We start from the raw sequence: 23,970 nt of genomic DNA, 5'->3' as shown, positions 1-23,970 counted from the left end.
TAATATCATGAAGGTAAGTAAAATAATAGTTATTGCATTTGTTTTCTTGTTGTTTGCTACATTTATCTTATCTACTATTGCATTTGCGTTTGACAATATAAAACCTGACAATGTATGTGGTTATTGGAGAGAATGTAACCATTATTATATATGTGTTAATGGAGACACTTATTTGGTTATTCAATATTGCCGACCATGTTGGGACGAAATAGGAAGATTGACCTGGGAAATGAGAGAGGTCCGTATGCTTTATGAACGAGGAATTTGTTCCTATAGTGTTCCTGTTCTTTCTTATTAGTTAACTTTATGATAATTTGATAACAGGACAAGACAGTGGCTTCTCCGCCTTTTTAGATAAACATACCAAGGGGGGGATAGGCTATATTTACATATCTAAAAATATCTATTAGGCAAAGATGGCCAGTATTTCTATTTATTTTAATAACCTTGTTTATTTTAAGTTTAGGATATTCTGGAATTAAGAAACTAACAGAGACTGTGAGCATTAAAGCGAGGGAGGACTTACAGCATCACTGGCGCTGGCAGTATGACATACTGGTTTATCCTAAGGACAGCCAGACCTATCAGGCACTGGGAGATGGTTGGGTTGCGCCTCAGACTCCACTGGCAAGCTATGGAGGGATATCTTTTGAAGATTTAGAGACTATACGCAGTATCCCTGGGGTTGAAGTGGCTGCTCCTATTTCTATTTTGGGATATTTTAGATATGACTTTGTTCCTGTATCTTACGAAGATGCCAAAAAAGGGGAAATTTATGAGGTTAAATATCAGATGAAAGCCTTTGATGGACTTAAAAAAGTTTTGCTGAAAAATTACTTGGGATATGACCAATATGAGTCCATGGAAGGTGTAAAAGATTCAAGAGAAATTCTTTCAAATATTAAAACGATAATGAAGGATTATATAATCTTTCAGAATATCTTTGTTCCGCCATCTATGGAGTTTAGAAGTGACAATGAATTACTTCTTGTAGCTGTAGACCCAGAAAGTGAAGACAAGCTTTATAACTTGTCTCAAGCGGTTGTCGAAGGGGATGACTTGCGCTTTGCAGATTTAAAAATTGATAAAGGAATAGGGGAGCCCGTGTTACCTATATTAGTCTTAAAAGATCAGGGATTGGATGTGGAGGAGTCTATGGAAGTATCTTTAGTATCTGTTCCTAGTAGTATTAATTTATGGGACATGGGTAGTAATGCAATTGATTATTTAAAGGAAAGTTCCAAAAAAATTGTCTCAAGTTATAAGTTAAATGCCTATTCTCCTGAATGGAGGTACAAACTGGCTCATATTGAGCTTAAAAATGATAAAGTAGAAGTTAAATCGTATATTATGGGAGCTTTTGGGTCACGCGATTTGGTTAGATATTCGCCCCTTCATTTTAAATTTTTAGGATATGAAGAAGGTGGCATACCTCTTCTTTATGTGGAAGGTCACCCGAGAGAAAAGAACCCCTTTTTTGGCAATGCAGATGAGACACAGGTTTACAGAGAAACACTTGAAAAAGATGAAAAGATAGTTTTTGCTGTTGATGTAATTGGGGTTTACGATGCCCGTAAGATTAAGCCTAATTACGCCTCAAGCTGGAAGGAAGGTGATCCTGTAGATATATACACACCCCACCACAGTATGATTATTGCAGATGGAGAAGGTAATCCTGTAAAGCCGCGTCCACAAATACCTTTGCCCATGAAAGACTCTTATTATACTGGCGGACCAGAAGCAATAACTGTACTTACTAAAGATGTGGCAAAGCTTTTTTACAAAGATAACCCACCTATTTCTGCGGTAAGAGTCGTTGTAAAAGGGGTGGAAGAAAGAAGTCCAATAAGTCAGAAAAAGATTGAGCAAGTAGCCAAGGAGATCATGGATAAAACTGGTCATAAGGTTGAAATTATGCTAGGGGCTTCTCCTACAAAGGTTCACGTGAAATTAGGAGGGGCGCAAAAAGACGATATAGGAATGGTGGAAGAAGGTTGGATCAAAGAAGGTGTCAGCTGGGCTATAGAAGAGAAAGTTTCTAATGCAAACAAGTGGCTTTTTACCTATTTACTTGTTGTAGTATTCTTTTTGCTGTATACGGTAATAACTCACAGTTTGATAAATAGGTCAATGGAATTTGCACAGCTTCGCACTATTGGTTGGTCCAGGAAAAGGATAATTTATGGGTTGTCTTCAGAAGTTATCAGCTTAACTATTTTTTCACTTATTCCAGTGTTATTCTTCAAGGCGTCTTATGGCAGTTTTACATGGAAAGACATTGCTTTTATCGGCACATTAAATGGAGCAATTATTGCTACTGGATATTTTTCTGGCAGTTACCGCAGTTTATTGCTTTCGCCGCGAATGGGGCTTTCTGGTGAGGGAACTTCTGATGGTAGAAGGCTTATCTCTGTAAGAGGATTTTTTACCTTCATCTTCCACCAGATGATGCGAAGGCCTTTGCGCTTTGGGCTACTGGTTTTATCAGTGCTACTTAGCACTTTGATGGTAATACTTTTTGTTTCAACTCAGTACAGTCTTTCAGAGTTTTTATATCTCTCGTTTTTAGGAGAGGTAGTTGATTTACATCTTTTGCCTTATCAAAAGGCGTTGTTAGGATTGGGTGTAGGTTTGACAATTGCGGTAGTTGTTGTGCTTTTGTGGCTTAATTTGTGGGAAAGGCAGGAGGAATTTGGACTGCTCTGGGCAATTGGATGGCCTAGGGGAAGGCTTACGCTATATACTCTTATTGAGGCAGGTACTATTGGAAGCTTAGGCGGTATTTTAGGTTCTTTGTCTGCTTTGATCATACTAAAACTTTTTTCTACACTTTGGCTGCCTCCGTGGGTGGTGGTAGTTGCTGTGCTGCTACCTATGGCTTTAATGATGGCGGTTACAGCGATTGTAATGCATTTTATTAGGCTTGCCTCTGGCATTAAGAGAGGAGGGAAATAATGAGAAAGCTTTTAAGACCTATTTTTGTTACGATTTTGACTCTGGTGTTGCTTTTTTTGGCCTCGTGTAATCCAAAGCCTGAAATTGAGAAAAAAGAACAAACTCCAAAAAATTTATATACAATTCCTAAGGCAGAAAAATTAGTAGAAATTACACCTATTTTTAAAGAGGCTGACCCTTTTATTCAAGGGGTAGAACGTTTGAGCGCTTTTTTGGGGCATCCTTTGACAAAAGAGATGGCAGAAAGGGTTTATAGTACTCCAAAGCAGGATTATGTGGCTTTGACTGATATACTTCACTTTCTTTCTGAAGACGGGCTTTTTCTTATTTACAAACCAATTGGAGTTGATGAGTTAAAGGAGGATATTTTAAAAGGAAGCCCTGTTTTAATTGAATTTTCTTTTAGCGGTACAAGTAAAGATGCTGGAATTGTTTATGGTTTAGATGACGACAATCTGCATTACTACCTTCTGCCGGACATGAAAGAAAGAACTTATCCCATTGAAAAAGTGAAAGAGAAGATAGAAGAAGGACAGCCTTTAATTGCTGTGTTTAAAGCAGAGGATAAATCTAAATGGGCAGAAGAAATGGAAAAATCAGATATATACCTTAGGCGCTGGGGACAGGACGTCTATCAAAAGAAAGACCCTGACGCTTATAAAGAGTATATAAAGACTATTGAAAGGCTAAAATGGAGGATAGAAGATGAGGACAGAAATCAAATTTATGCGTATTATTACATCTTTTACGATAGAAAGCCTGAAAAGGTTAAAAATATTATTTTGAAATCCTATGAGGAGAGTGAATATTTGCCCTCATCACAAGAACTTGCTTTTATGTTATACCGCCTGTTAGGGGATAAAGAAAAAGCAGATCATATTGCTTCTCATATGAATATATCTTCCGAACAGCTTTCCTTTTATCAGGATGAGACATTGCTTCAATTGGGATATTATTACTTAGAAGAAGGGGATATTAAAACGGCAAAGTCAATTTTGGAGTTTTTAAAGGAGAGAAATCCAGATTATCCTGGACTTAAAGAGGCTTTGAAAGAAGTTTCTAAAAAAGAAAGGTAGAGTAAAAATTGAATATGGAAAATGTGTAAGGTGGTGAATATTGGTGATTCGGTTAAAAAATGTGGTAAAAATATATAAAGTAGGTGAAGCGGAGATTCGAGCGCTAAATTCAGTTTCTCTGGAGATTAAAAAAGGGGAATACGTTTCAATTGTTGGGCCTTCAGGGTCTGGCAAGACAACCCTTTTTAATGTAATAGGCGGCCTTGAACCTGTTGATGAGGGAGAAATATGGGTAGATGATAAGCCTGTTCACAAACTTAAAGAGGAAGAACTGGCGCGTCTGAGAAGAGAAAAATTAGGGTTTATTTTTCAGGACTTTTATCTTTTGCCTACTGCTACAGCTTTAGAAAATGTCATGATGCCTCAAATAGGCTTTAAGCCGACAAAAGAAATCAGGGAAAGAGCTAAGATGCTTTTAGAAAAAGTAGGGTTAAAGGATAGGCTTCACCATCTCCCTTCCCGCCTTTCAGGGGGAGAGAGGCAGAGAGTAGCCATCGCCCGCGCTTTTGTTACCGAACCGGAAGTTATTTTGGCTGACGAACCAACGGGAAATCTGGATAGTGAAAATAGTATAATGGTGATTGAACTACTGGAAGCCTTTCACCGTGAGAAAGGGACTACAATATTATTTATTACACATAATCTTGATCTTGCAAATAGAGCAAAAAGGCAAATTAATATAAGGGATGGGAAAATAGTGAGGGATGAAGTTAGATAGCGTGTAAAAGGTTTTAAAGGAGTGTAAAAGCTAAGCTTGTAGCTCAGCTTTTACACTCCTTTTATAAAACCTCCATCAATTGGCACGACTATGCCTGTTATGTAGGAGGCTTTTTCTGATGCTAAAAACAAAACAGTTGATGCAAATTCTTCAACAGTACCCAAGCGCTTCATGGGGATGTCTGTAATCATTGATTTTTGCGCTTCTTCAAAGGTTATGCCTTCTTTTTCAACTCTTGCTTTAAGGAGATTTTCTATTCTTTCAGTCATTGTGTAGCCGGGGGCTACGGCATTTGCAGTAATTCCAAATGGTGCTAATGCATTTGATATAGACTTTATAAAAGCGACTACCCCCATTCTTGATACATTTGAAAGGATTAAATTATCAAGGGGCTGCTTTACTGATATCGATGTTGAAGCTATTATCCTTCCCCATTTTTGATTTATCATATAATCCTTTACTGCATATACTGCATATATTGTGCTCATTAAATTTAATTCAACTGCTTTTAAGTAATCTTCAGGCTTTACATCAAAAAACCCACCAGCAGGAGGACCTCCTGCATTTGCAAAGAGGATGTGGATTGTGCCGAACTTACTTACTGTTTCTTTTACAGCCTTTTCAATATCTTCTTTGCGAGCTACATCTCCTTCAACTATAAGTACTTCTTTTCCTGTTATTGATTTAATTTCTTCTTGGGCCTTTTTTAAATTTTCTCTGCTTCTTGAAATAATAGAAACATTGGCTCCCTCTTTTGCAAGTTCTAAAGCGACTGCTTTTCCAAGGCCTTTACTTCCAGCCATTACAAATGCTACCTTATCTTTAAGACCAAGATCCATATAAATCTCTCCTTATAGAAATATTTGTTTAATACATATTTTATCATTTTTTTTAAAAGTTTTAAAGTTTATGCACCCAGAAGATAGTGTCAAGATACTGTAGGATTTTTTTAAGACAACCCCTGAAACTTAGTTAATTTCAGCCTTCAACTTATCATGCTTTTTTATATAACTTGTGCATATTTTAATGCTCTTAAAACCCTATATATTGGCGTTACTTTCCCTATATTCAAAACTGTAATATTGTTTATCTTTTCATTTGTAGACGTTTTAACTCTCCTTACCGCTTCTTTTATTTGCTTCTTCGTTAATTTGTAACTTCCTGCATTTATATTCTTTTTCTTGCCCCATTCTACTTCTCTTAAGTCTCCTCCATTCTTGCTAAATACCCTTAATTTCGCCATTAGTTTTAATCCTTCTCTGCTCCACCCTAATGGATTCCTGCTTAGTCTTGCTGAAAATACATGGCTTATATGTCCTTCTGCACTGCACCCTATTACATCTTCGTCTTCGTTGTATATTTTTATCCCTTCCCAATTGTTTAGTATGTATTTCTTTGCTTCTTTTATCTTCTCTTTCTCTCTCTCTTCCTCTGCTGCCTTTATTAACTCATCAAATACCTTCTTTACTCTTTCTTTATCCCCTTCATTTATTGCTCTCCATATCTTATCCCTATACTTTGGCTCTTTTGATGTAGCTTTTAATACGTATTTGTTTAAATGATATCTGTCTAGTACAAACCTTGATTTTAATATCCATTTTAATCCCTCTTTTATCCACGGTGCCCCATCTCCTGCTATGTATATCTTCTCTATCTTCTCTTCTTTGTAATTGTCTTCTATGTAATTTGCTACATCTATCCATATGTCTTCAGGTTTCTCTCCTACATATGCTTTGTAATAGACATTCTTCAGTACGTTCCTTCCGTTTTTCTCTTCTCTACCTTCATGTATGTATACTAATCGTGGAGTTTCATCTCTCCCGTCCTGTAAAGGTACATGGTCCTCGTCTGCCTCTATGTATAAAACCCTTACTTCTTTCTTTTCTTTTATTTCTCTCTTTACTTCTACTTCCCCTATTTCCCTTATTGCATTTAATACCGTCTGTTTACTTAACTCCTCTGGACATGCTTTTTTACTACTTCTCTCATATGATTCTTCTATTGCGTTTTCTACTAACTTTATCTTTACTCCCTTTTCTATCCTATCGTGCCGTCCTATCTCTAATGCATCATCCACCAAATATGTATATCTCCCATCCTCTTTAGATTTGTAATATGTCCTCTCATATTCAATATCCCCAAGGACTGTCGTTAATCTCTTTTTATCTTTCCTCTCTACTACCCATTTTTCTTTCCTTCTCTTGTCTTCTTTTATTATCCTATCTAACTCTTCAATAATTGCTTCTATTGCCCCTCTACCTAGTTTGTCCGTGAGTTCCTTTATCCTTGCTACAAGCTCTGTAATATTCATTCCTTTGTTTAACAAATCACCAAAAATTTCTACTACTTCCTCAGTGAAATTTAGAGCATTTTGTAGTATAATATCCTCAAAGATATGTTTTTTCACAAGAGACACCCCTTTCTGTGATGTTTTGTTTCCAAGTTCTATTTTATCACAGGGGTTGTCTCTTGTTTTTTTCACTCAAAAAATCCTACGATAATTTTACACTATGCACCCAGAATTAATTCGGGTTGAAATTGTTCTTCATATGGTATATTATCTAAGTGTATGGAAATACTTACTATTTATTATGGGTTGGGGGTGAGAAAATTTGTTAAAAGCCATAGGGGTGGCTATTTTAGGGATTGTGATGGCCATAGGTGCTCTTGCTGTTGGAGGACTTGAGAAAACAGTTGTAAAACCAGAGTCTTTTTCTGATTCTTCAGATATACTGGTGATTACAAAAAAATATGCTTTTTCAAAAGAAAAGGGTGATTGGAAAATATTATATATTGATTTGGGTATATATCCTGGAAATATTTCCTCTGACAAAATAGCCTTTAACACCTTTGAAGGGAAACCTGTCAAATATACTGAAAAATTCAATCCACTAATGGGAAATTAGTTATACGTTTGCAAAATTTTTAAGATAATATTATAATTGTAGTAAAGGGTAAATACCAGAATTTGAAAAGGGGGAATTTTTCTTGAGTACACATCTTTTAGAGAGAAAAGATGTCGATGAGAGGCTGACTTGGGATTTATCAGGAATATTTAAGACAGAAGAAGATTACGAGGAGGCTGTAAAAAAAGCAAAAGATTTGGCTGACGAGATAGAGAAGGAATTTAAAGGGCATTTGAATACGCCGGAGAATATAAACAGGTGTCTTGACAAATATAGAAAGCTTGCTGAGATTCTCACTCTTGCAGGAAATTATGCATTTTTATCTGTGGCTGTCGACCAGACAAATACCTATTATTTAGAAAGGCAGTCAAAGTTTAGGAGCATAGCAGCGGAGATTGAGAGCAGGCTAAGTTTTATAGAGTCTGAAATTATACAGCAGGAAGAAGAAGTGATAAATAAGGCTATAGAAGGGTCAAAGGAAAATGCGAATTATTTGAAAGAGATTTTGAGGAAGAAGAAACATGCTCTTCACCCTGAGGTGGAGAAAGCTTTATCTGCTCTGTCGCCAGTACTGGATGTGTTTGATGATATTTACAATATGGCAAAATTGGCGGATATGGACTTTGGAACTTTTAAAGTAGAGGACAAGGAATACCCTTTAAGTTTTTCTCTATTTGAGACTAAGTGGGAGTATGAAAAAGATACAAAAATTAGAAGAGCTGCTTTTGAAGCTTTTTATAAAAAATTAAAGGAATATCAGAATACAATAGCGGCTGTTTATCACGCACAGGTGCAGAAAGAAAAGATTATAGCTAATTTAAGGGGATTTGACTCTGTCTTTGATAGCTTGCTCTTCCCTCAGAAAGTGGAGAGGGAGATGTACGAAAGGCAGATTGACCTCATAATGGAGCATCTGGCCCCTCATATGAGAAAATTTGCCAAACTTCTTCAGAGGATACACGGTTTGGAGGAGATGACTTTTGCAGATTTGAAACTTGAAGTAGACCCTGATTTTGAGCCAGAAGTGACAATTGAAGAGGCAAAAAACTACATACAAGAGGGGCTTTCAGTTCTCGGCGAAGATTACAGAGAAATGCTAAGAAGGGCTTTTGATGAAAGGTGGATAGATTTTGCGGCAAATAAAGGGAAATCTACAGGGGCTTTTTGTGCAACTCCTTATGGTGCCCATCCTTACGTTTTGATAAACTGGGCGGATAAAATGAGAGAAGTTTTTGTGCTGGCTCACGAGCTGGGGCATGCTGGTCATTTTTACTTGGCACATCAGTACCAGAATATTTTTGATTCAAGGCCTTCTCTTTACTTTATAGAAGCTCCTTCTACAATGAATGAACTACTCATGGCGAATTATTTGATGAAGAAAAATAGCAGTGATAAAAGAATGAAGAGATGGGTGCTTTCTACTCTGGTTTCAAGGACTTATTATCACAACTTTGTGACGCACCTTTTAGAGGCAGCTTATCAAAGAGAAGTGTACAGGGTAATTGATAAAGGAGGATCTATTACGGCTCAGACTTTGAACAGGATTAAGAGGGAGGTTCTGGAGAAGTTCTGGGGAGATGTTGTTAAGATAAATGAGGGGGCAGAGCTCACCTGGATGAGGCAGCCTCATTATTACATGGGACTTTACCCATATACTTACAGTGCAGGACTTACTATAGCCACTCAAGTCAATAAGAGATATTTGCAAGAAGGGCAAAAAGCTTTGGAGGATTGGAAAGAAGTATTAAAAGCAGGAGGAACAAAGACTCCTCTTGAGCTTGCTCAAATGGCAGGGGTTGATATGACTACAGAAAAGCCGCTTCTGGATACGATTCAGTATATCGGCGATATGATAGATGAGATTATTCAATTAACGGAGGAATTGGAAGGGTGATTGGGCATTGGCTTATGCCGATGCCTTTTTTAATGGAAAATTGTATTAAAAAGAAAAGCCTTATGGTATAATAAAAGTAAAGATTTAGCAAGGAAAGGCGGGATTTAAGTGGAAAAAGAGACTTTGAAAAGGTATGAGGCGTGGCTAAATGACCCTGCCATATCCTATGAGGATAAAGAGAAATTGAAGAAAATGTCTCCTGAGGAGATAAAAGAGGCCTTTTTTATGGACTTGGAATTTGGGACAGCGGGATTAAGGGGAATTATGGGGCTTGGAGCCAATAGAATGAATTTTTATACGGTAGGCAGGGCAACCCAGGCTCTTGCTAATTACATAAACAAGACGGTAGAGGAAGAAAAAAGTGTGGCAGTTTCTTACGATACCAGGAAATTTTCTAAAGAGTTTGCAGTGGAGTCAGCGCAGATACTGGCCGCAAATGGAATAAAAGTTTATCTTTTTGACGATTTTAGACCCACGCCCCTTTTGTCTTTTGCTGTCAGGTTTTTAAAGGCTACAGCTGGTATAATGATAACAGCGAGTCACAATCCTCCGGAATACAACGGATACAAGGTATATTGGTCAAATGGCGCTCAGATTATTCCACCCCATGATAAAGGCATTATAGAGGAGTACGAGAAACTGTCTTTTGCGGATGTAAAAAGAATGTCCTTTGATGAGGCTAAAGATAAGGGCTTTGTGGTCATGGTGGGGAAAGAGGTGGACTCTGCATATTTTGAAAAAGCCCTTTCTTATTCTTTTGGGATTTCTTCAAAGGATTTAAAGATAGTGTATACTCCTCTCCATGGGACAGGTATTAAAATTGTCCCGCCACTACTTGAGAAAGTTGGGTTTGATGTATATATTCAAAAAGAGCAGCAGATACCGGATGGAAGCTTTCCTACAGTGAGCTATCCTAATCCAGAGTTTGATGAGGCCTTTGAGCTTGCTTTGAAAGATGCAAGAAGTATTGATGCGGATATAGTTGTGGCTTCAGACCCGGACGCAGATAGGATGGGAGTTTTGGTAAAGCATAAAGGGGATTATGTGAGAATAGATGGAAATCAGATGGGCATTTTGCTTTTGAATTTTCTTCTTACGATGTATTTTGAAAAGGGCATGCCAGAAAATCCGGCTGTTATAGAGTCTATTGTGTCTTCTAAGCTTTTTGCTAAAATTGCGAGGGCGCACGGGGTTGAGGTTTCTGAAGTGCTTACAGGTTTTAAGTGGATATGCAATGAAGCTGATAGGTTGAGAAAAGAAGGCAAAACGGTGTTTTTTGCCTATGAAGAAAGCTATGGATACAATGTGGGAGATTTTGTTTACGACAAAGACTCAGGCACTCCTATAATGGTAACCTGTGAAATGGCTGCCTACTACAAAAAGAAGGGCATGACTTTAGTTGATGCTTTAGAAGAGATTTATAAAAAATACGGTTACTACCTTGAAGACCAGCTTTCTCCTGTATATGAAGGGGAAAAAGGGCTTAAGAAAATAAAGGGGATTATGGAAAGGCTAAGAGAAAAGCCAATTGAAAGTTTGGCAGGCCACAGGCTCACGCGTGTTGTAGATTATCTTAAAGGCTATGACAGGATATCGCCTTCAGATGTTTTAAAGATGGAATTTGGGGAGAAGCTCATAGTATACGTTAGGCCCTCAGGCACAGAGCCTAAAATAAAATTCTATTTTATGGCAATGGAGATGGAGAATATAGAGGAGGCTAAAAAGCTTTTAAAAAGAGCTAAGGAAGAGCTTGTAAAAGTGCTGGATTTGGAAGAATAATAACCCGGTTTGCGAGGGGAAAGAATGGGTAAAAGGATATTTATAAAGGCTTTACTTTTCTTTTTTGCGGTAGTATTTGTAATGGTATTTTTTGAAAATTCAGTTGATAATAGTGCCATGAGAAAAGTTACTGTGGAGAAAGAAGAAAGTCTACTACCAGTTAAAGAGGGGCAAGACACGAAAGATGCAGAAAAAGTGTTAGATTACACTGAAATAGTGGTAAATGCTGTAGGGGACTGCACTCTGGGTTCAGATGAGAAATACTCTAAATATGGCACTTTTGATGAGGAACTGAAAAAGCAGAATTACGACTATTCCTATTTTTTTAGAAATGTAAAAGATACATTTAAAAAGGGCGATTTGACTATAGCAAATTTAGAAGGTCCCTTGACTACTTCTACAAAAAGAGCAGAAAAGGAATACGCCTTTAAAGGACATCCTTCGTATGCGAAGATTTTAAAAGAAGGGGGAGTTGATGCAGTAAATTTGGCTAATAACCACTCCTTTGATTATGGGAAAGAAGGCTTTTATGAGACTGTGAATGCTTTAAAGAAAGAGGGTATAGGTTATTTTGGCTACGGGTACAGGTATATCACTGAGGTAAAGGGTGTGAAGATTGGCGTTTTGGGTTATACAGGTTATGATGATACAGAATGGACAAAACAAGAGATAAAAAAAGACATAGAAAAGCTAAGGCCAGAGGTCAATATATTGATTGTGAGCTTTCACTGGGGAGAAGAGAGTAAGTATTATCCTAATAAAATACAAAGGAATCTGGGGCATTTTGCAATCGATGAGGGAGCAGACCTTGTTATAGGACACCATCCCCATGTGCTTCAGGGAATAGAAAAGTACAAAGCTAGATATATTGCATATTCTCTGGGTAATTTTGTGTTTGGAGGAAATAGAAATCCTAAGGACAAGGATTCGATGATTTTCCAGCAAATTTTCTTTGTAGATAAAGAGGGGAAAGTGGCAGAGACTAAGGCGAATATAATACCTGTGTCTATATCTTCTCAAAAGGATAGAAATGACTACAGCCCTCGCCTTTTAGAAGGGGAAGAGAGGGAGAAGGTTTTAGAAAAGATTGAAAAGCTATCTCAATGGGATAAAATTACTCTAGAATGACTTGTTTGAAAAATTAAACAGGAAAAGGTATAATGTAGATGTGGACATAAGTACAAAAAGGAGGAAGAAAAATGCCTAAGCGCTATGTTATTATAGGTGGAGATGCGGCTGGGATGAGCGCAGCTTCCCAAATAAGGAGGATGGATAAAGAGGGGGAAGTTCTGGTCTTTGAAAAGGAGGGAGTAATTTCTTATGCCCAGTGTGGCCTACCCTACTGGGTGGGAGGGGTTGTGTCTGAGAAAAAAAAGCTTATTGCGCGCACAGCGGAAGAGTTCTTAAATCGCTACAATATTGACGTAAAGCTTTATCACGAAGTTGTGAAAATAGATCCTTCCAAAAAAGAAATCAAGGTTTTTCGCAGGGAAGAAAAAGACGAAATCGCTGTCCCTTATGATGTGCTTTTGATTGGGACAGGGAGTACTGCAATAGTACCTCCATGGGAGGGCAGGAATTTGCCGGGAGTGTTTACATTAAAGACCATGGGTGATGCGGAAAAACTTCTTGACTGGTTGAGCTCCCATACTCCCACTAAGGCGGTGGTTATAGGCGGAGGTTATATAGGGCTTGAAACTGCCGAAGCGCTTCACAGCAGGGGCTTTAAGGTTACGGTTTTGGATTTAGCACCGCAGTTAATACCTACTTTTGATAAGGAGATTGCCGAAATAGCTCAGGATGCTCTTACAAGACATGGAGTGGAAGTACATTTAAACGAAGAAGTCGTCGGTTTGGAAGGGGATGAAAAAGGAGTAAAAGCCGTTGTAACGAAAAATGGCAAATTTGAAGCCGATTTAGTTATAATATCTATAGGAGTAAGGCCTGTGAGCGAGCTGGCAAAGGAAGCGGGAATAGAGTTAGGGCCGAAGAATGCTATTTTAGTAAATGAAAGGCTTGAAACGAGTATTCCTGACATATACGCTGCTGGGGATTGCGCTACGCACTTTAACAGGATAAAAAATGCACCGGATTACATACCACTGGGGACCACTGCTAATAAACAGGGAAGAATTGCAGGAATAAATATGGCAGGCGGAGATGCGAAATTTGCAGGAGTGGTAGGAACGGCTATTGTCAAGGTTTTTGACAGGACTATAGCGAGAAGTGGTCTTGGAGAAAGAGACTGCGAAGCTTTAGGCATACCTTATCAGGTAGTTTTAATAAAAGCAAGGCCTGTAAGCCATTACTATCCATGGGAAGACGAAATTCTTACGATAAAGCTCTGCTACCACAAGGATAACAGAAAACTTCTGGGAGGACAAATAGCAGGGGGACTAGGAGGAGTTGACAAGAGAATAGACGTTTTGGCTACTGCTTTGTTCCATGAAATGACTATTGACGAGTTGCAAGCTTTGGACCTTGCGTATGCTCCTCCATACAATTCTGTGTGGGATCCGTTGCAACAGGCATCAACTGTAGCGCAGAGGGGATAAAAGAAAAGGTCTTACCGCTTTGGTAAGGCCTTTTTTGATAATAGGGTTAATTGAGGAGGTGTAGCTATGAAGTGGATAGAGAAATATGTCTTTTTGACAATCGGAGCTTTTTTAGCTGCTATTGCTCTTGAGATTTTTCTGGTGCCAAACAATATAATAGATGGAGGAATAACAGGGATTTCCATAATGTTGAGTTACTTAACTAAGATCCCTTTGGGAGCTTATATTTTCGTGCTGAATTTGCCCTTTTTGCTTTTTGGCTATAGGCAGATAGGGAAGAGTTTTGTACTATCTACTTTTTACGCTGTTTCTGTATTATCTCTCTCCGTCACAATTTTAGAAAAGCTTCCTCCACTAACATATGACACTCTTTTGGCTTCCGTTTTTGGAGGGATTATTTTAGGCATAGGCGTGGGACTGGTGATAAGGCATGGAGGTTCTATGGATGGCACAGAGATTGTGGCTGTAGTATTTTCAGAAATTTCAGGCTTTTCTGTAGGAGAGATAGTCCTTTTTATTAATGTATTCGTTTTGGGAAGTGCAGGGATAGTATTTACTTGGGACAGGGCTATGTATTCTCTTATTACCTATTTTATAGCTTTTAAGGTGATAGATTTGACTATAGAAGGTTTAGATGAAGAAAAAGCTGTGATGATAATTACAGAAAAGCCAGAAGAAATTGTAGAGACTATAACAGCGAGGTTAGGCAGGAGTGTTACCTTTTGGGAAGGGAAAGGAGGGTATACAAGGGAGAAAAAAGGGATTTTATATGCAGTGGTGAGCCGCCTGGAGATTGCCAAATTAAAGAGCATAGTAAAAGAACACGATGAAGGGGCTTTTGTTACAATTCACGATGTGTATGACATACTGGGAGGGCAGTTTAGGAAAAGGTCTATTCATTAGCTTTCTTCTCTCACTAGAAAGCCGATGAAAAAAGAAGTAAAGAGGGAGCAGAATAGGAATGAGTCCAGAGGCTACTGTTCCGAGGATGCCATAGGACACTTATTCGTTCTTGAGGCAGGCCTTTACAAGTTGTTTAAATATCTCCAGCATTTTTTCATTTCCTTTGTAAGCCATAAGCTCCGGATGCCACTGAACTCCCACCACAAAATAGTCCTCTTTTTCAAGCTCAATTGCTTCTATAACTCCATCTTTGGATTGGGCTACTATTTTGAAGCCCTCTGCCACCTCTTTTACTGCCTGATGGTGAAAGCTGTTCACTGCAATGGTTTTGCCCAAGATATTATACAGCCTGCTTCCTTCTTTTATTTCTACCGTATGGGTGGGTAAATCGGGCTTTGCTCTTTGAGAATGCTTTATGTAAGCTGTAGGGATTTGAGATATGTCTTGATATAAAGTCCCTCCTAAAGCTACGTTCATCACTTGAATGCCTCTGCATATTCCCAGAATGGGTTTTTTAAGTGAATAAGCGTACTTTATGACTTCAATATCGTACCAGTCCCTGTCAGGAGTAATTCCACCCTGTTTTTCAATGGGTTCTTCGTTGTAAAGTAGGGGATTTACATCTTGTCCTCCAGTTATTAAAATTCCATCTACTTTTTCCACCTGTTTTTTTAGTGTGTCTTTGTCCAAGACTATAGGTAAAACTACAGGCACGCCCCCGGCTTTTAGAACTGATTCTACATAAGGTCTCATTACATAAATTCTTTCTTCTCCGATCATCACTCCCTCAGTCTCATAGCTTATGTTTCCCACAATACCTATGATAGGTTTATTCATGTTTCTCCCCCTGTTCTTTATTGGTCAGTTATTATTATACCATATTTTGTACTTTAAAAAATTAATAAGAGATGGTTAGATGTCTGACAACAAGTTAAAATTGTGGTATAATTATATGAGGATTAAAAGGGTTTTATCTGGAAATAATAAAAGTAAAAGAGGGGTGTTAGTGTGAAGGAGACATTGCTCGCTTTAGTTACGGGAATGGCTGTAGGTCTTATATTTTCATTTTTCAGGTTGCCCATTCCGGCTCCCAGTGTTTTGCCGGGAATTGCTGGGGTGATAGGCATTTACCTGGGAGGGCGGTTGATGGAATATATAATCAAATTGATTGGCAGGTGATGATTTGCAATTTAAGGCAGGTTATGAACCTGTCTTTTAGTTTTTTCCAAAATAATCACGAACTTTTATTTGAAATTTCCTATAAAAATTCGCATTTTTAATTGATTTACAGCATAATTTTTGATAATATAGATTACGGGTTTCTTTGAGAATTTGCAAGAAAGAGGTAGATAAGATGAAAAGATACGATGTGATAATTGTAGGAGGCGGACCTGCAGGACTTTTTACTGCACTTGAGCTCGTTAATAAAAAAGAAAATTTAAATATATTGCTGCTTGAGAAAGGGAAAGATATACACAAAAGAGTGTGCCCTATGAATACCTATGGGACAAAATGCCTTGACTGCAAACCCTGCGCTATAACGTCTGGAATAGGAGGAGCGGGGGCTTTTAGTGATGGAAAGCTGACTCTTACTTCTGAATTTGGTGGAGTTTTGGATGAATACATGCCAAAATCGAAGCTTAACGAGCTTATAAACTATGTGGACAGCATATACGTGAGATTTGGTGCTACTACTGAAGTCCACGGCACCGATAGAGAGAAGATAAGAGAGATAGAAAAGAGGGCTCAGGCAGCAGATTTGAAGTTAATTCCTGCTGTGATAAAGCATTTAGGCACAGATAAAAGTTTTGAGATAATAAAGAACATGAGAGACTATCTGGTTGAGAGAATAGATATAATGACAGATACCATAGTAGAAGAGATAATTGTAAAGGACGGCCAGGCTGTTGGGGTTGTGACAGAGAAAGGTGAGGAATACTATGGAGAGTATATAGTGGTGGCGCCTGGGAGAGAAGGAGCTAAATGGTTTAAGAAAGAAGCCGATAGGCTGGGAATCAAGACGAAAAATAATGCAGTGGACATTGGAGTGAGAGTGGAAATCCCGGCTGTGGTGATGGAAGATATAACCGATGTGGTTTACGAATCCAAATTTATTTACCATTCTAAATCTTTTGACGATAGAGTGAGAACTTTTTGCATGAATCCTTACGGGATGGTAGTTGTAGAAAATCACGACGGGATAAAGACAGTGAATGGACATAGCTATAAAGACATAAAAACAGAAAATACTAATTTTGCCATACTTGTAAGCAAAGAATTTACAGAGCCTTTCAACAGGCCCATAGAATACGGAAGGTACATTGCGGAACTTGCCAATATGCTGGGAGATGGAGTTATAATCCAGAGGCTTGGAGATTTGCTGTCAGGAAGGCGTTCTACTCCTAAAAGGATAAAAAGAGGACTCGTGGAACCTACCTTAAAAGATGCTACTCCAGGGGATTTGAGCCTTGTACTTCCTTATAGATTTTTACAGTCAATAATTGAAATGCTTCAAGCCCTTGATAAAGTTTCGCCAGGAGTTTATTCAAAGCATACGCTTTTGTACGGCGTTGAAGTGAAGTTTTATTCTTCCAGAGTAGAGCTTACAGATAAATTAGAGACACAGATACGCAATTTATTCGCTGCAGGGGATGGAGCTGGCATAACGAGAGGCTTAGCTCAGGCTTCAGTTTCAGGGGTTGTTGTGGCAAGGGAAATCTTGGAGAGAGTCAAATAAAGGAAGGTGAAATAAATATGTCTGTTACTGTGATTGTGGGCGCTCAATGGGGCGATGAAGGAAAAGGGAAGATAACGGATTATCTTGCAGAGAGGTCAGAAGTGGTGGTGAGGTACCAAGGAGGCAATAATGCAGGGCATACTGTAGAAAAAGATGGTGTTCAGTATAAGCTTCATCTCATTCCTTCTGGAATACTATACCCTGACAAAATATGTGTAATTGGCAATGGGGTAGTAGTTGATCCTTCGGCTCTTTTGAAGGAGATTGAGGATTTAAAAGCTAAAGGAGTGGAAGTGAAAGAGGATAATTTAAAAATCAGCGATAGAGCCCATGTAGTTTTTCCCTATCACATAAAAGAAGATGAACTAGAAGAAAAAGGAAAGGGCGATGAGGACTTAGGGACTACAAAAAAAGGAATAGGGCCTTGCTATAGGGATAAGACAGAGAGAATAGGCATAAGAATGTGTGACCTTATGAATGCCGAGGTTTTCAGGGAGAAGCTTAAAAAGAATCTAGAGAGAAAAAATAAAATTTTTAAAGATATTTACGGTGAAGATGGATTTGATTTCGAGCAAATCTTTGAAACTTACAGGGAGTATGCAGAAAGGCTGAGACCTTATGTGACTGATACTTCTGTTCTGCTTTACAATTTAGCAAAGGAAGGTAAAAAAATCTTGTTTGAAGGGGCTCAAGGAACTCTTCTAGACTTGGATTTTGGTACTTATCCCTATGTTACGGCTTCTCATCCTGTGGCTGGAGGAGCTACTATAGGAGCGGGTATAGGGCCTACGATGATTGACAATGTGATAGGTGTTGTCAAAGCGTATACTACGAGGGTAGGAAAGGGACCTTTTCCTACAGAACTTAAAGATGAAATTGGAGATTTTTTGAGAGAAAAAGGCTATGAATATGGGACAACTACTGGAAGGCCTAGAAGGTGCGGATGGATAGATATTGTAATGCTAAGATATGCTGTCAGAGTCTCTGGCATAACGAGCCTTGCTCTCACAAAGCTAGATACTCTGACAGGACTTGAAAAAATAAAAATATGCACAGGGTACAAAATTAACGGAAAGATTATTGAGGATTTCCCGGCAAGCCTCGAAGAATTGAAAATGTGTGAACCCATATACGAAGAAATGGAGGGCTGGAGTGAGAATATACAGGATGTGAGAAGCTTTGAAGACTTACCTTTGAATGCGAAAAAATATGTAAAAAGGTTGGAAGAACTCGTAGGAGTGGAATTTAGCATAATTTCTGTAGGTCCCGAAAGAGAAGAGACTATCGTTTTGAGGAATTTTTGATAAAAAGCTTGACATTATACCCTCGGGTAAGTATAATATATAACTGTCAGGAGAATTTAATAGGTAAAAAGGTGCTGGCGTAGCTCAATAGGTAGAGCAGCTGACTTGTAATCAGCAGGTTGAAGGTTCGAGTCCTTTCGCCAGCTCCATTTTTTTATTATTTTCAAAGCTTTTGAAGGCTCAATATTGCAAGACTTAAGGCGGCGGTTGACACTTTGGTTGACAATTTAAGACCGCTGCCTTTTTGTTTTATTTGCAAACATTTTGCAAACGTCATATATTTCCTTAACTTTATTGTTTCACATTTATAAAGCGATATGTTAAAATAAAAATAAATTAAATAGAAAGGATGGGAAAAGTGGCTGTAGTGCGACCTTTTATGGCATTGAGGCCTTTGCCGGAGTTGGCAGAAAGAGTTTCTTCGCCGCCTTATGACGTTTTATCAAGAGAAGAAGCAGAAAAGTTGGCTAAAGATAATCCATATTCTTTCTTGCATGTGGAAAGAGCAGAAATAGACTTAGAAGAAAACATAGACCCTTACAACGAGGCGGTTTATCAGAAAGCTAGAGAAAACTTTATGAAAATGAAAGAGAAGAAAATTTTGATAAAGGACGGAAAAGAGTGCTATTACATATATCGAGAGAGAATGGGTGATAGAGTACAGACAGGACTTGTCGCCCTTGTGTCTATTGACGATTATTTGAATGGAGTTGTGAAAAGGCACGAACACACTCTTTCAGAAAAAGAAGAGGACAGGGTAAAGCATATGGATTATTGCGATGCGCACACAAGTCCTGTGTTTTTGGCATATAAGGCAGATGAAAGATTAAAAAATTTGCTAAAAATGTGGATTGAAAGAAAAACGCCTGTTTATGACTTTACCTCTGAAGATGGTGTGAGTCACTCTGTGTGGGTAATTGAGGATGTGGAAGTGATGAAAGAAATTACAGAAATTTTTAAAGAAATACCCGCTCTCTACATAGCTGATGGGCACCACAGAGCAGCGGCATCTGTTGCACTGGGATTGAGAAGAAGAGAGAGTCTTAAGAATTACTCTGGAAAAGAGGGATTTAACTATTTTCTAGCTGTAATTGTCCCTCACGATGAACTCTACATAATGCCTTATAACAGAGTAGTAAGAGATTTAAACGGGTATTCTGAAGAGGGGTTTATACAAAAAGTTAAAGAAAAATTTACATTAGAAGAAGTAGGGGTAACTCCATTTGAACCAAAAGAAAAGCATACTTTTGGAATGTATTTAAAGGGAAAATGGTATAAGATTAAAGCAAAGGAAGGAACTTTTGACTCTTCAGACCCTATTGGATGTCTAGATGTTTCAATTTTACAGGATAACTTGTTAAAGCCCATTTTAGGGATAGAAAATCCCAGGACAGATAAGAGGATAGAGTTTGTTGGTGGTATAAGAGGGACAAAAGAGTTAGAAGAAAAAGTAAATAAAGGGATGGCAGTAGCTTTTTCTCTGTACCCCACTTCTATTGAAGAAATTTTTGCTGTAGCGGACTTTGGCGGAATAATGCCTCCAAAATCCACCTGGTTTGAACCCAAATTGAGAAGCGGTATTTTTGTCCATGAAATTGACTGAGTGCTTTTTGGCACTTTATTTTTTTATTAAAGTTGTTCTAATGTGGGCTTCCCTTAACTAATATATAATGTGAGGATAATTTAGGGGAGCTGGTATTATGGATGTCAAGAAAAAATTGCTTTTGGGGCTTTTAGCAGTAGTTATAGCTGTTTTATTTGTGTATTTTGCGCTTCCTGATAAGGGAATGACTACATATCTCATTGAGGCAAAATATGACGATGGAAGCAAAACAGTAGAAGCTGTTCAAACAGTCAGATATGTAAACACAACTGGTGCTTCCCTTAAAGAGATTTGCTTTCACCTCTATCCCAACGCTTTCAAGTCTGAAGAAAATCTCCCATTTACAAAGGAAGAACTTCCTTTTGTTTATCCTGAAGGCTTTGCTCCCGGTTTCATTGAGATTGAAAAGGTCACGATAAACGGCCTTCCTGCTGTATACACTCTGGAAGAGCCCAATGATGAGATTTTGAGATTGACATTGCCTAGAGAGATTAAAAAAGGAGAATCTGTCAATATAAAGATGCAGTATAAGGTGAAGCTTCCTCCCGCAAGGAGCAGATTTGGGTACGGCAAAAATACTGTTCAATTGGGAAACTGGTATCCCATTCTCTCAGTTTACGACAAGAACGGATGGAATAACGACCCGTATTATATTTTCGGCGACCCATTTTACAGTGACATAGCCGATTACAAGGTAGAGTTGACTGTTCCAGAAAAGTTTGTAGTTGCTTGTACAGGGGAAGAGAAAGAGCAAAAAGTGGAAAAGGGTTCTAAAAAACTGGTGATTGAGGCTCATAAGGTGAGAGATTTCGCAATTGTCATGAGCGATAAGTTCAAAGTGATAGAGCAAGTGGTGGACGGGATAAAGGTGAAGTCTTACTATTTTACAGAAGGGTATGGAGATAAGGTTTTGAAGTTCGCCTCTGATGCCATTAAGTTTTACAATGACTACATTGGCAAATATCCTTACAAAGAATATTCTGTGGTAGAGACTGATTTTTACATGGGAGGAATGGAATATCCGCAGCTTGTGATGATATCTAAAGATTTGTACAATAAGGCTAATCTTTTCAACCTCGAATATGTTATCGCTCACGAAACAGCTCATCAGTGGTGGTATGCATTAGTTGGAAACAACCAGATAAGGGAATCGTGGCTGGATGAAGGGCTCACAGAATACACCACTCTCCTTTACATAGAGAGATACTACGGAAAGGCTACAGCAGAGGAGATATACAGGCTTGTAATTGAGGGAGGGTTTAATAAGTTTGTAAATAACAGCGCGGATACTTCTTTTGCAAAAACTCTGGCTGATTTTAAAGAATGGAAAGAATATACAAATATAGCTTACAACAAAGGAGCAATGGTTTTTTACAATTTAAGAAAATTAATAGGTGATGAAGACTTCAAGAAAGTGTTACAGACCTACTACGAAAAGTACAAATACAAAATTGCCACTACGCAAGATCTGATTGACGTAGTGGACAGCGTAACAGGAAAAGATACAGGGGGATTTTTCCAGTCATGGTTTTATTAGATTATCATCTTTTTCTTTAACCTTATGTCCTCTCCGTAAAAGTTGAGGAGCTTGAAATGACCAAAGATGCGCGAATAAATTCTTTCCGGGTATATAGCCATTATTTCTGATAAAGGCAGATTAGTAGAGATTATAAATTTTTTTCCTAGCAGAAGTCTTGTGTTTAAGATGTTGAAAAATTCTTGAAGGCTGAAAGCCGTTATTGGCTCTGTTCCCAAATCGTCTATTATTAAAAGGTCACACTCCTTCAGAAGTTCCAGATATTCATTGTAAATTTCACTATCGGGGTTTAATTTGTTTATCCTCAAGCCTTCAATTAAGTCGGGAGCAGTTCTGTAAATTACGCTTTTTCCTCTGTCTAGAAGCTCTTTTGCTATACAGTTGGCGAGAAAAGTTTTGCCCAATCCTGAATTGCCGTAGAAAAAGAGGCTTTCTTCAATGGTGTCAAAGTGTTTGATGAAGTTTAAGGCAAATTCCACTATGGTTCTCATATTGGCGCGGGGAGAGGGCTTGTCCCCGTAGGGTTTATCTGAATAATATTCAAAGTTAAAGTTGGAGAAGTTTTCTTTCTGGAGAATTTCTGCTATGCTGGACTGCTTGTAGTAGATATTTATGAGCTTTTGATTAAAACATTTGCAGCGCTTTCCATTTACATAGCCTGTGTCTTTGCATATGTTGCACTCGTATTTTGGCTCCAAATAGTCTTCAGGATACCCATGAGATTTTAGTATTTCTGTTTTCTTTTTTTTTAAAAAATTTAATTTTTCTCTCAGGGAGTTCAACAATTCTTTGCCTTTTTCTGGTTCTTTGAATATTGCCTGAGTTATTTGAATGCCTATCTCTTTTATCTTGTCATCTATTTTTTCAAGTTCGGGTATTTCTTTGTACAGTCGGTTTCTTCTTAGAAGGGCTTCTCTCTCTGCCTTATCTCTTTTCATTTCATACTCTTTAAGTATCTCATGAATTATATTTTCATTCATTTAATTCACCTCTAGAGTGGGCTAAAAGCTTTTTTTCCAAATCCTCTATGTCATAAGTCCTCTGGGAATAGCTGTTAAAGTAATTCTTTGGGGCTTTAAAGGCAGAAGTAGCAGCTGTTTTCTTTTTAGAAGAAGACTTTTTGCTTTCTAGGTCTTCTACACTTCTTATTCCTTCATTGAACCAGTTTATCAAAATCCTATTTATATATGGAAAGCTTGGCTCATTTAGCTTCGCGATACATTCTTCGCCAGCTTTTATTATCATATCCACATCAAATCCTAGCTCATCCATCCACCTGTCCATCATTTCTCTCTGTACTTCTGTTGGCTCTTCTTCCTTCATGCCCAGTGCTTTTAATATCCTTCTGTAATCCTGCCATCTCCTGCTTTCTGCTTTAAGGTATTCTTCTACATCTAAAGCAGTTTTAAGACCAGCGTCATGCCATGCTATAGCGACTTTTTCCATGTATTTTAAAGAGGTTTTGTTTTTTGAAGCGCAGTAGCTTACAAGCATTGTTATGACTTCCAGTGAAAAGCCGTATTCGTCTACCCAGCTTAAATAAGTTTCCATTTCTGTTGGAGTTAAAGGCCTTCCAAGTGTAAGCTCTATTGCTTCAAAAGCCTGCTTTACTTGAGGGTCGTAAAGGGAGAGAGAATGGCCGTTAGAAGATGGGGGAACTACAGGGAGATACTCTACTGTGTATTCTCCATCTATGTATTTTAACTTCACAAGGCCAGACTTTTCCCAGTATTTTAAAGCTTTATCAATTTCTAAGTCTGACATGAAGAGCTTGTCTGCTAGTTCTTTCAAGGGAATTTGATTGCCGTAGAAGCAATACTTCAAGCCCAATATGTATACCTTCACGTATTCGCCCGGAGCATCCAACATGAAATGGTTTATGAAGTAGTTGCTAAGAGGAGTGCTTCCCCAATCGTCATTTTCACCCAAAAATTTAAAAACGCTCATTCTCCCCACCTCGAATATATTATAGCATAGGGGGATGTCCTCTTCAATTGAAAAGA

Annotated in this window: 19 protein-coding genes and 1 tRNA gene; 15 read left to right on the top strand and 5 right to left on the bottom strand. The window is 38.2% G+C overall.

Annotated features, from left to right (window positions below):
* Positions 1-498 precede the first annotated feature (498 nt).
* Genes TTE_RS12890 through TTE_RS12880 form a run of 3 tightly spaced genes read left to right on the top strand, consistent with a single transcriptional unit; the run spans position 499 to position 4,749 of the window.
* On the top strand, positions 499-2,955 hold the full coding sequence (locus TTE_RS12890; RefSeq protein WP_226990141.1) for an ABC transporter permease: 2,457 nt from the start codon (positions 499-501) through the stop codon (positions 2,953-2,955).
* On the top strand, positions 2,955-4,031 hold the full coding sequence (locus TTE_RS12885) for a hypothetical protein (RefSeq protein WP_011026698.1): 1,077 nt from the start codon (positions 2,955-2,957) through the stop codon (positions 4,029-4,031). Before TTE_RS12890 ends, TTE_RS12885 begins: the two co-directional genes overlap by 1 nt.
* A 40-nt stretch (positions 4,032-4,071) precedes the next feature.
* Entirely contained in the window at positions 4,072-4,749 is a 678-nt protein-coding gene (locus TTE_RS12880; protein WP_011026697.1) for an ABC transporter ATP-binding protein, read from the top strand.
* Positions 4,750-4,799: 50 nt separating this feature from the next.
* Here TTE_RS12880 and TTE_RS12875 read toward each other — a convergent pair whose 3' ends face one another.
* Together TTE_RS12875 and TTE_RS12870 are read right to left on the bottom strand one after the other, a co-directional pair.
* Positions 4,800-5,588, bottom strand: coding sequence for an SDR family oxidoreductase (locus TTE_RS12875; protein WP_011026696.1), 789 nt, complete (start codon positions 5,586-5,588; stop codon positions 4,800-4,802).
* Between the two features lie 164 nt (positions 5,589-5,752).
* Positions 5,753-7,156, bottom strand: a complete 1,404-nt coding sequence (locus tag TTE_RS12870) for an ISLre2 family transposase (protein ID WP_011025025.1) — start codon at positions 7,154-7,156, stop codon at positions 5,753-5,755.
* A 205-nt stretch (positions 7,157-7,361) separates the two neighbouring features.
* Between TTE_RS12870 and TTE_RS12865 the strand changes: the two genes are divergently transcribed.
* From TTE_RS12865 to TTE_RS12840, 6 genes are all read left to right on the top strand, one after another.
* Positions 7,362-7,655 (top strand): hypothetical protein, encoded by a 294-nt coding sequence (locus TTE_RS12865; RefSeq protein ID WP_011026695.1) that lies wholly within the window; start codon positions 7,362-7,364, stop codon positions 7,653-7,655.
* 82 nt (positions 7,656-7,737) lie between these two features.
* Positions 7,738-9,549, top strand: a complete 1,812-nt coding sequence (pepF, locus tag TTE_RS12860) for an oligoendopeptidase F (RefSeq protein ID WP_009610279.1) — start codon at positions 7,738-7,740, stop codon at positions 9,547-9,549.
* Positions 9,550-9,657: 108 nt separating this feature from the next.
* The gene (locus TTE_RS12855; protein ID WP_009610298.1) at positions 9,658-11,328 is read left to right on the top strand and encodes a phospho-sugar mutase; all 1,671 of its coding nucleotides are present in this window, start codon (positions 9,658-9,660) and stop codon (positions 11,326-11,328) included.
* 24 nt (positions 11,329-11,352) lie between these two features.
* Positions 11,353-12,456 (top strand): CapA family protein, encoded by a 1,104-nt coding sequence (locus tag TTE_RS12850; protein WP_011026694.1) that lies wholly within the window; start codon positions 11,353-11,355, stop codon positions 12,454-12,456.
* Between the two features lie 71 nt (positions 12,457-12,527).
* Complete coding sequence (locus TTE_RS12845; protein ID WP_011026693.1) at positions 12,528-13,883, top strand: CoA-disulfide reductase; 1,356 nt, start codon at positions 12,528-12,530, stop codon at positions 13,881-13,883.
* A 66-nt stretch (positions 13,884-13,949) separates the two neighbouring features.
* Complete coding sequence (locus TTE_RS12840) at positions 13,950-14,786, top strand: YitT family protein (protein ID WP_011026692.1); 837 nt, start codon at positions 13,950-13,952, stop codon at positions 14,784-14,786.
* Positions 14,787-14,885: 99 nt separating this feature from the next.
* Here TTE_RS12840 and TTE_RS12835 read toward each other — a convergent pair whose 3' ends face one another.
* Positions 14,886-15,623 carry a gamma-glutamyl-gamma-aminobutyrate hydrolase family protein gene (locus TTE_RS12835; RefSeq protein WP_011026691.1) on the bottom strand — a complete coding sequence of 246 codons (738 nt, stop codon included), beginning with the start codon at positions 15,621-15,623 and terminating at the stop codon, positions 14,886-14,888.
* A 171-nt stretch (positions 15,624-15,794) separates the two neighbouring features.
* Here TTE_RS12835 and TTE_RS12830 point away from each other — a divergent pair, with 171 nt between their 5' ends.
* From TTE_RS12830 to TTE_RS12805, 6 genes are all read left to right on the top strand, one after another.
* Entirely contained in the window at positions 15,795-15,965 is a 171-nt protein-coding gene (locus TTE_RS12830) for a XapX domain-containing protein (protein WP_011026690.1), read from the top strand.
* A gap of 175 nt (positions 15,966-16,140) precedes the next feature.
* Positions 16,141-17,523 carry an NAD(P)/FAD-dependent oxidoreductase gene (locus TTE_RS12825; RefSeq protein ID WP_041587243.1) on the top strand — a complete coding sequence of 461 codons (1,383 nt, stop codon included), beginning with the start codon at positions 16,141-16,143 and terminating at the stop codon, positions 17,521-17,523.
* Positions 17,524-17,540: 17 nt separating this feature from the next.
* Entirely contained in the window at positions 17,541-18,827 is a 1,287-nt protein-coding gene (locus tag TTE_RS12820; RefSeq protein ID WP_011026688.1) for an adenylosuccinate synthase, read from the top strand.
* Between the two features lie 73 nt (positions 18,828-18,900).
* Positions 18,901-18,976: transfer RNA gene (locus TTE_RS12815), tRNA-Thr, on the top strand.
* A 209-nt stretch (positions 18,977-19,185) separates the two neighbouring features.
* Positions 19,186-20,430 carry a DUF1015 domain-containing protein gene (locus TTE_RS12810; protein WP_011026687.1) on the top strand — a complete coding sequence of 415 codons (1,245 nt, stop codon included), beginning with the start codon at positions 19,186-19,188 and terminating at the stop codon, positions 20,428-20,430.
* 97 nt (positions 20,431-20,527) lie between these two features.
* A complete protein-coding gene (locus TTE_RS12805) occupies positions 20,528-21,967 on the top strand; it encodes a M1 family metallopeptidase (RefSeq protein WP_011026686.1) in 1,440 nt (479 codons plus the stop codon).
* Here the strand turns inward: TTE_RS12805 and TTE_RS12800 are convergent.
* Both TTE_RS12800 and TTE_RS12795 read right to left on the bottom strand, forming a co-directional pair.
* Positions 21,964-22,947 carry an ATP-binding protein gene (locus TTE_RS12800; RefSeq protein ID WP_011026685.1) on the bottom strand — a complete coding sequence of 328 codons (984 nt, stop codon included), beginning with the start codon at positions 22,945-22,947 and terminating at the stop codon, positions 21,964-21,966. The two genes, TTE_RS12805 and TTE_RS12800, sit on opposite strands and share 4 nt — an antisense overlap.
* Positions 22,940-23,914 carry a DnaD domain protein gene (locus TTE_RS12795; RefSeq protein WP_011026684.1) on the bottom strand — a complete coding sequence of 325 codons (975 nt, stop codon included), beginning with the start codon at positions 23,912-23,914 and terminating at the stop codon, positions 22,940-22,942. Before TTE_RS12795 ends, TTE_RS12800 begins: the two co-directional genes overlap by 8 nt.
* Positions 23,915-23,970: the final 56 nt, after the last annotated feature.

Origin of the sequence: Caldanaerobacter subterraneus subsp. tengcongensis MB4, from assembly GCF_000007085.1 — a bacterium.
In the GTDB taxonomy this organism is placed as follows: domain Bacteria; phylum Bacillota; class Thermoanaerobacteria; order Thermoanaerobacterales; family Thermoanaerobacteraceae; genus Thermoanaerobacter; species Thermoanaerobacter subterraneus.
This window is presented reverse-complemented; position numbering and strand designations above follow the sequence as displayed.

Bases quoted from the DNA above. Each gene is read 5' to 3' on its own strand.
- TTE_RS12885 (WP_011026698.1), top strand. From the start codon at position 2,955: ATGAGAAAGCTTTTAAGACCTATTTTTGTTACGATTTTGACTCTGGTG.
- TTE_RS12875 (WP_011026696.1), bottom strand. From the start codon at position 5,588: ATGGATCTTGGTCTTAAAGATAAGGTAGCATTTGTAATGGCTGGAAGT.
- TTE_RS12850 (WP_011026694.1), top strand. From the start codon at position 11,353: ATGGGTAAAAGGATATTTATAAAGGCTTTACTTTTCTTTTTTGCGGTA.
- TTE_RS12845 (WP_011026693.1), top strand. From the start codon at position 12,528: ATGCCTAAGCGCTATGTTATTATAGGTGGAGATGCGGCTGGGATGAGC.
- TTE_RS12840 (WP_011026692.1), top strand. From the start codon at position 13,950: ATGAAGTGGATAGAGAAATATGTCTTTTTGACAATCGGAGCTTTTTTA.
- TTE_RS12835 (WP_011026691.1), bottom strand. From the start codon at position 15,623: ATGAATAAACCTATCATAGGTATTGTGGGAAACATAAGCTATGAGACT.
- TTE_RS12825 (WP_041587243.1), top strand. From the start codon at position 16,141: ATGAAAAGATACGATGTGATAATTGTAGGAGGCGGACCTGCAGGACTT.
- TTE_RS12820 (WP_011026688.1), top strand. From the start codon at position 17,541: ATGTCTGTTACTGTGATTGTGGGCGCTCAATGGGGCGATGAAGGAAAA.
- TTE_RS12805 (WP_011026686.1), top strand. From the start codon at position 20,528: ATGGATGTCAAGAAAAAATTGCTTTTGGGGCTTTTAGCAGTAGTTATA.
- TTE_RS12800 (WP_011026685.1), bottom strand. From the start codon at position 22,947: ATGAATGAAAATATAATTCATGAGATACTTAAAGAGTATGAAATGAAA.
- TTE_RS12795 (WP_011026684.1), bottom strand. From the start codon at position 23,914: ATGAGCGTTTTTAAATTTTTGGGTGAAAATGACGATTGGGGAAGCACT.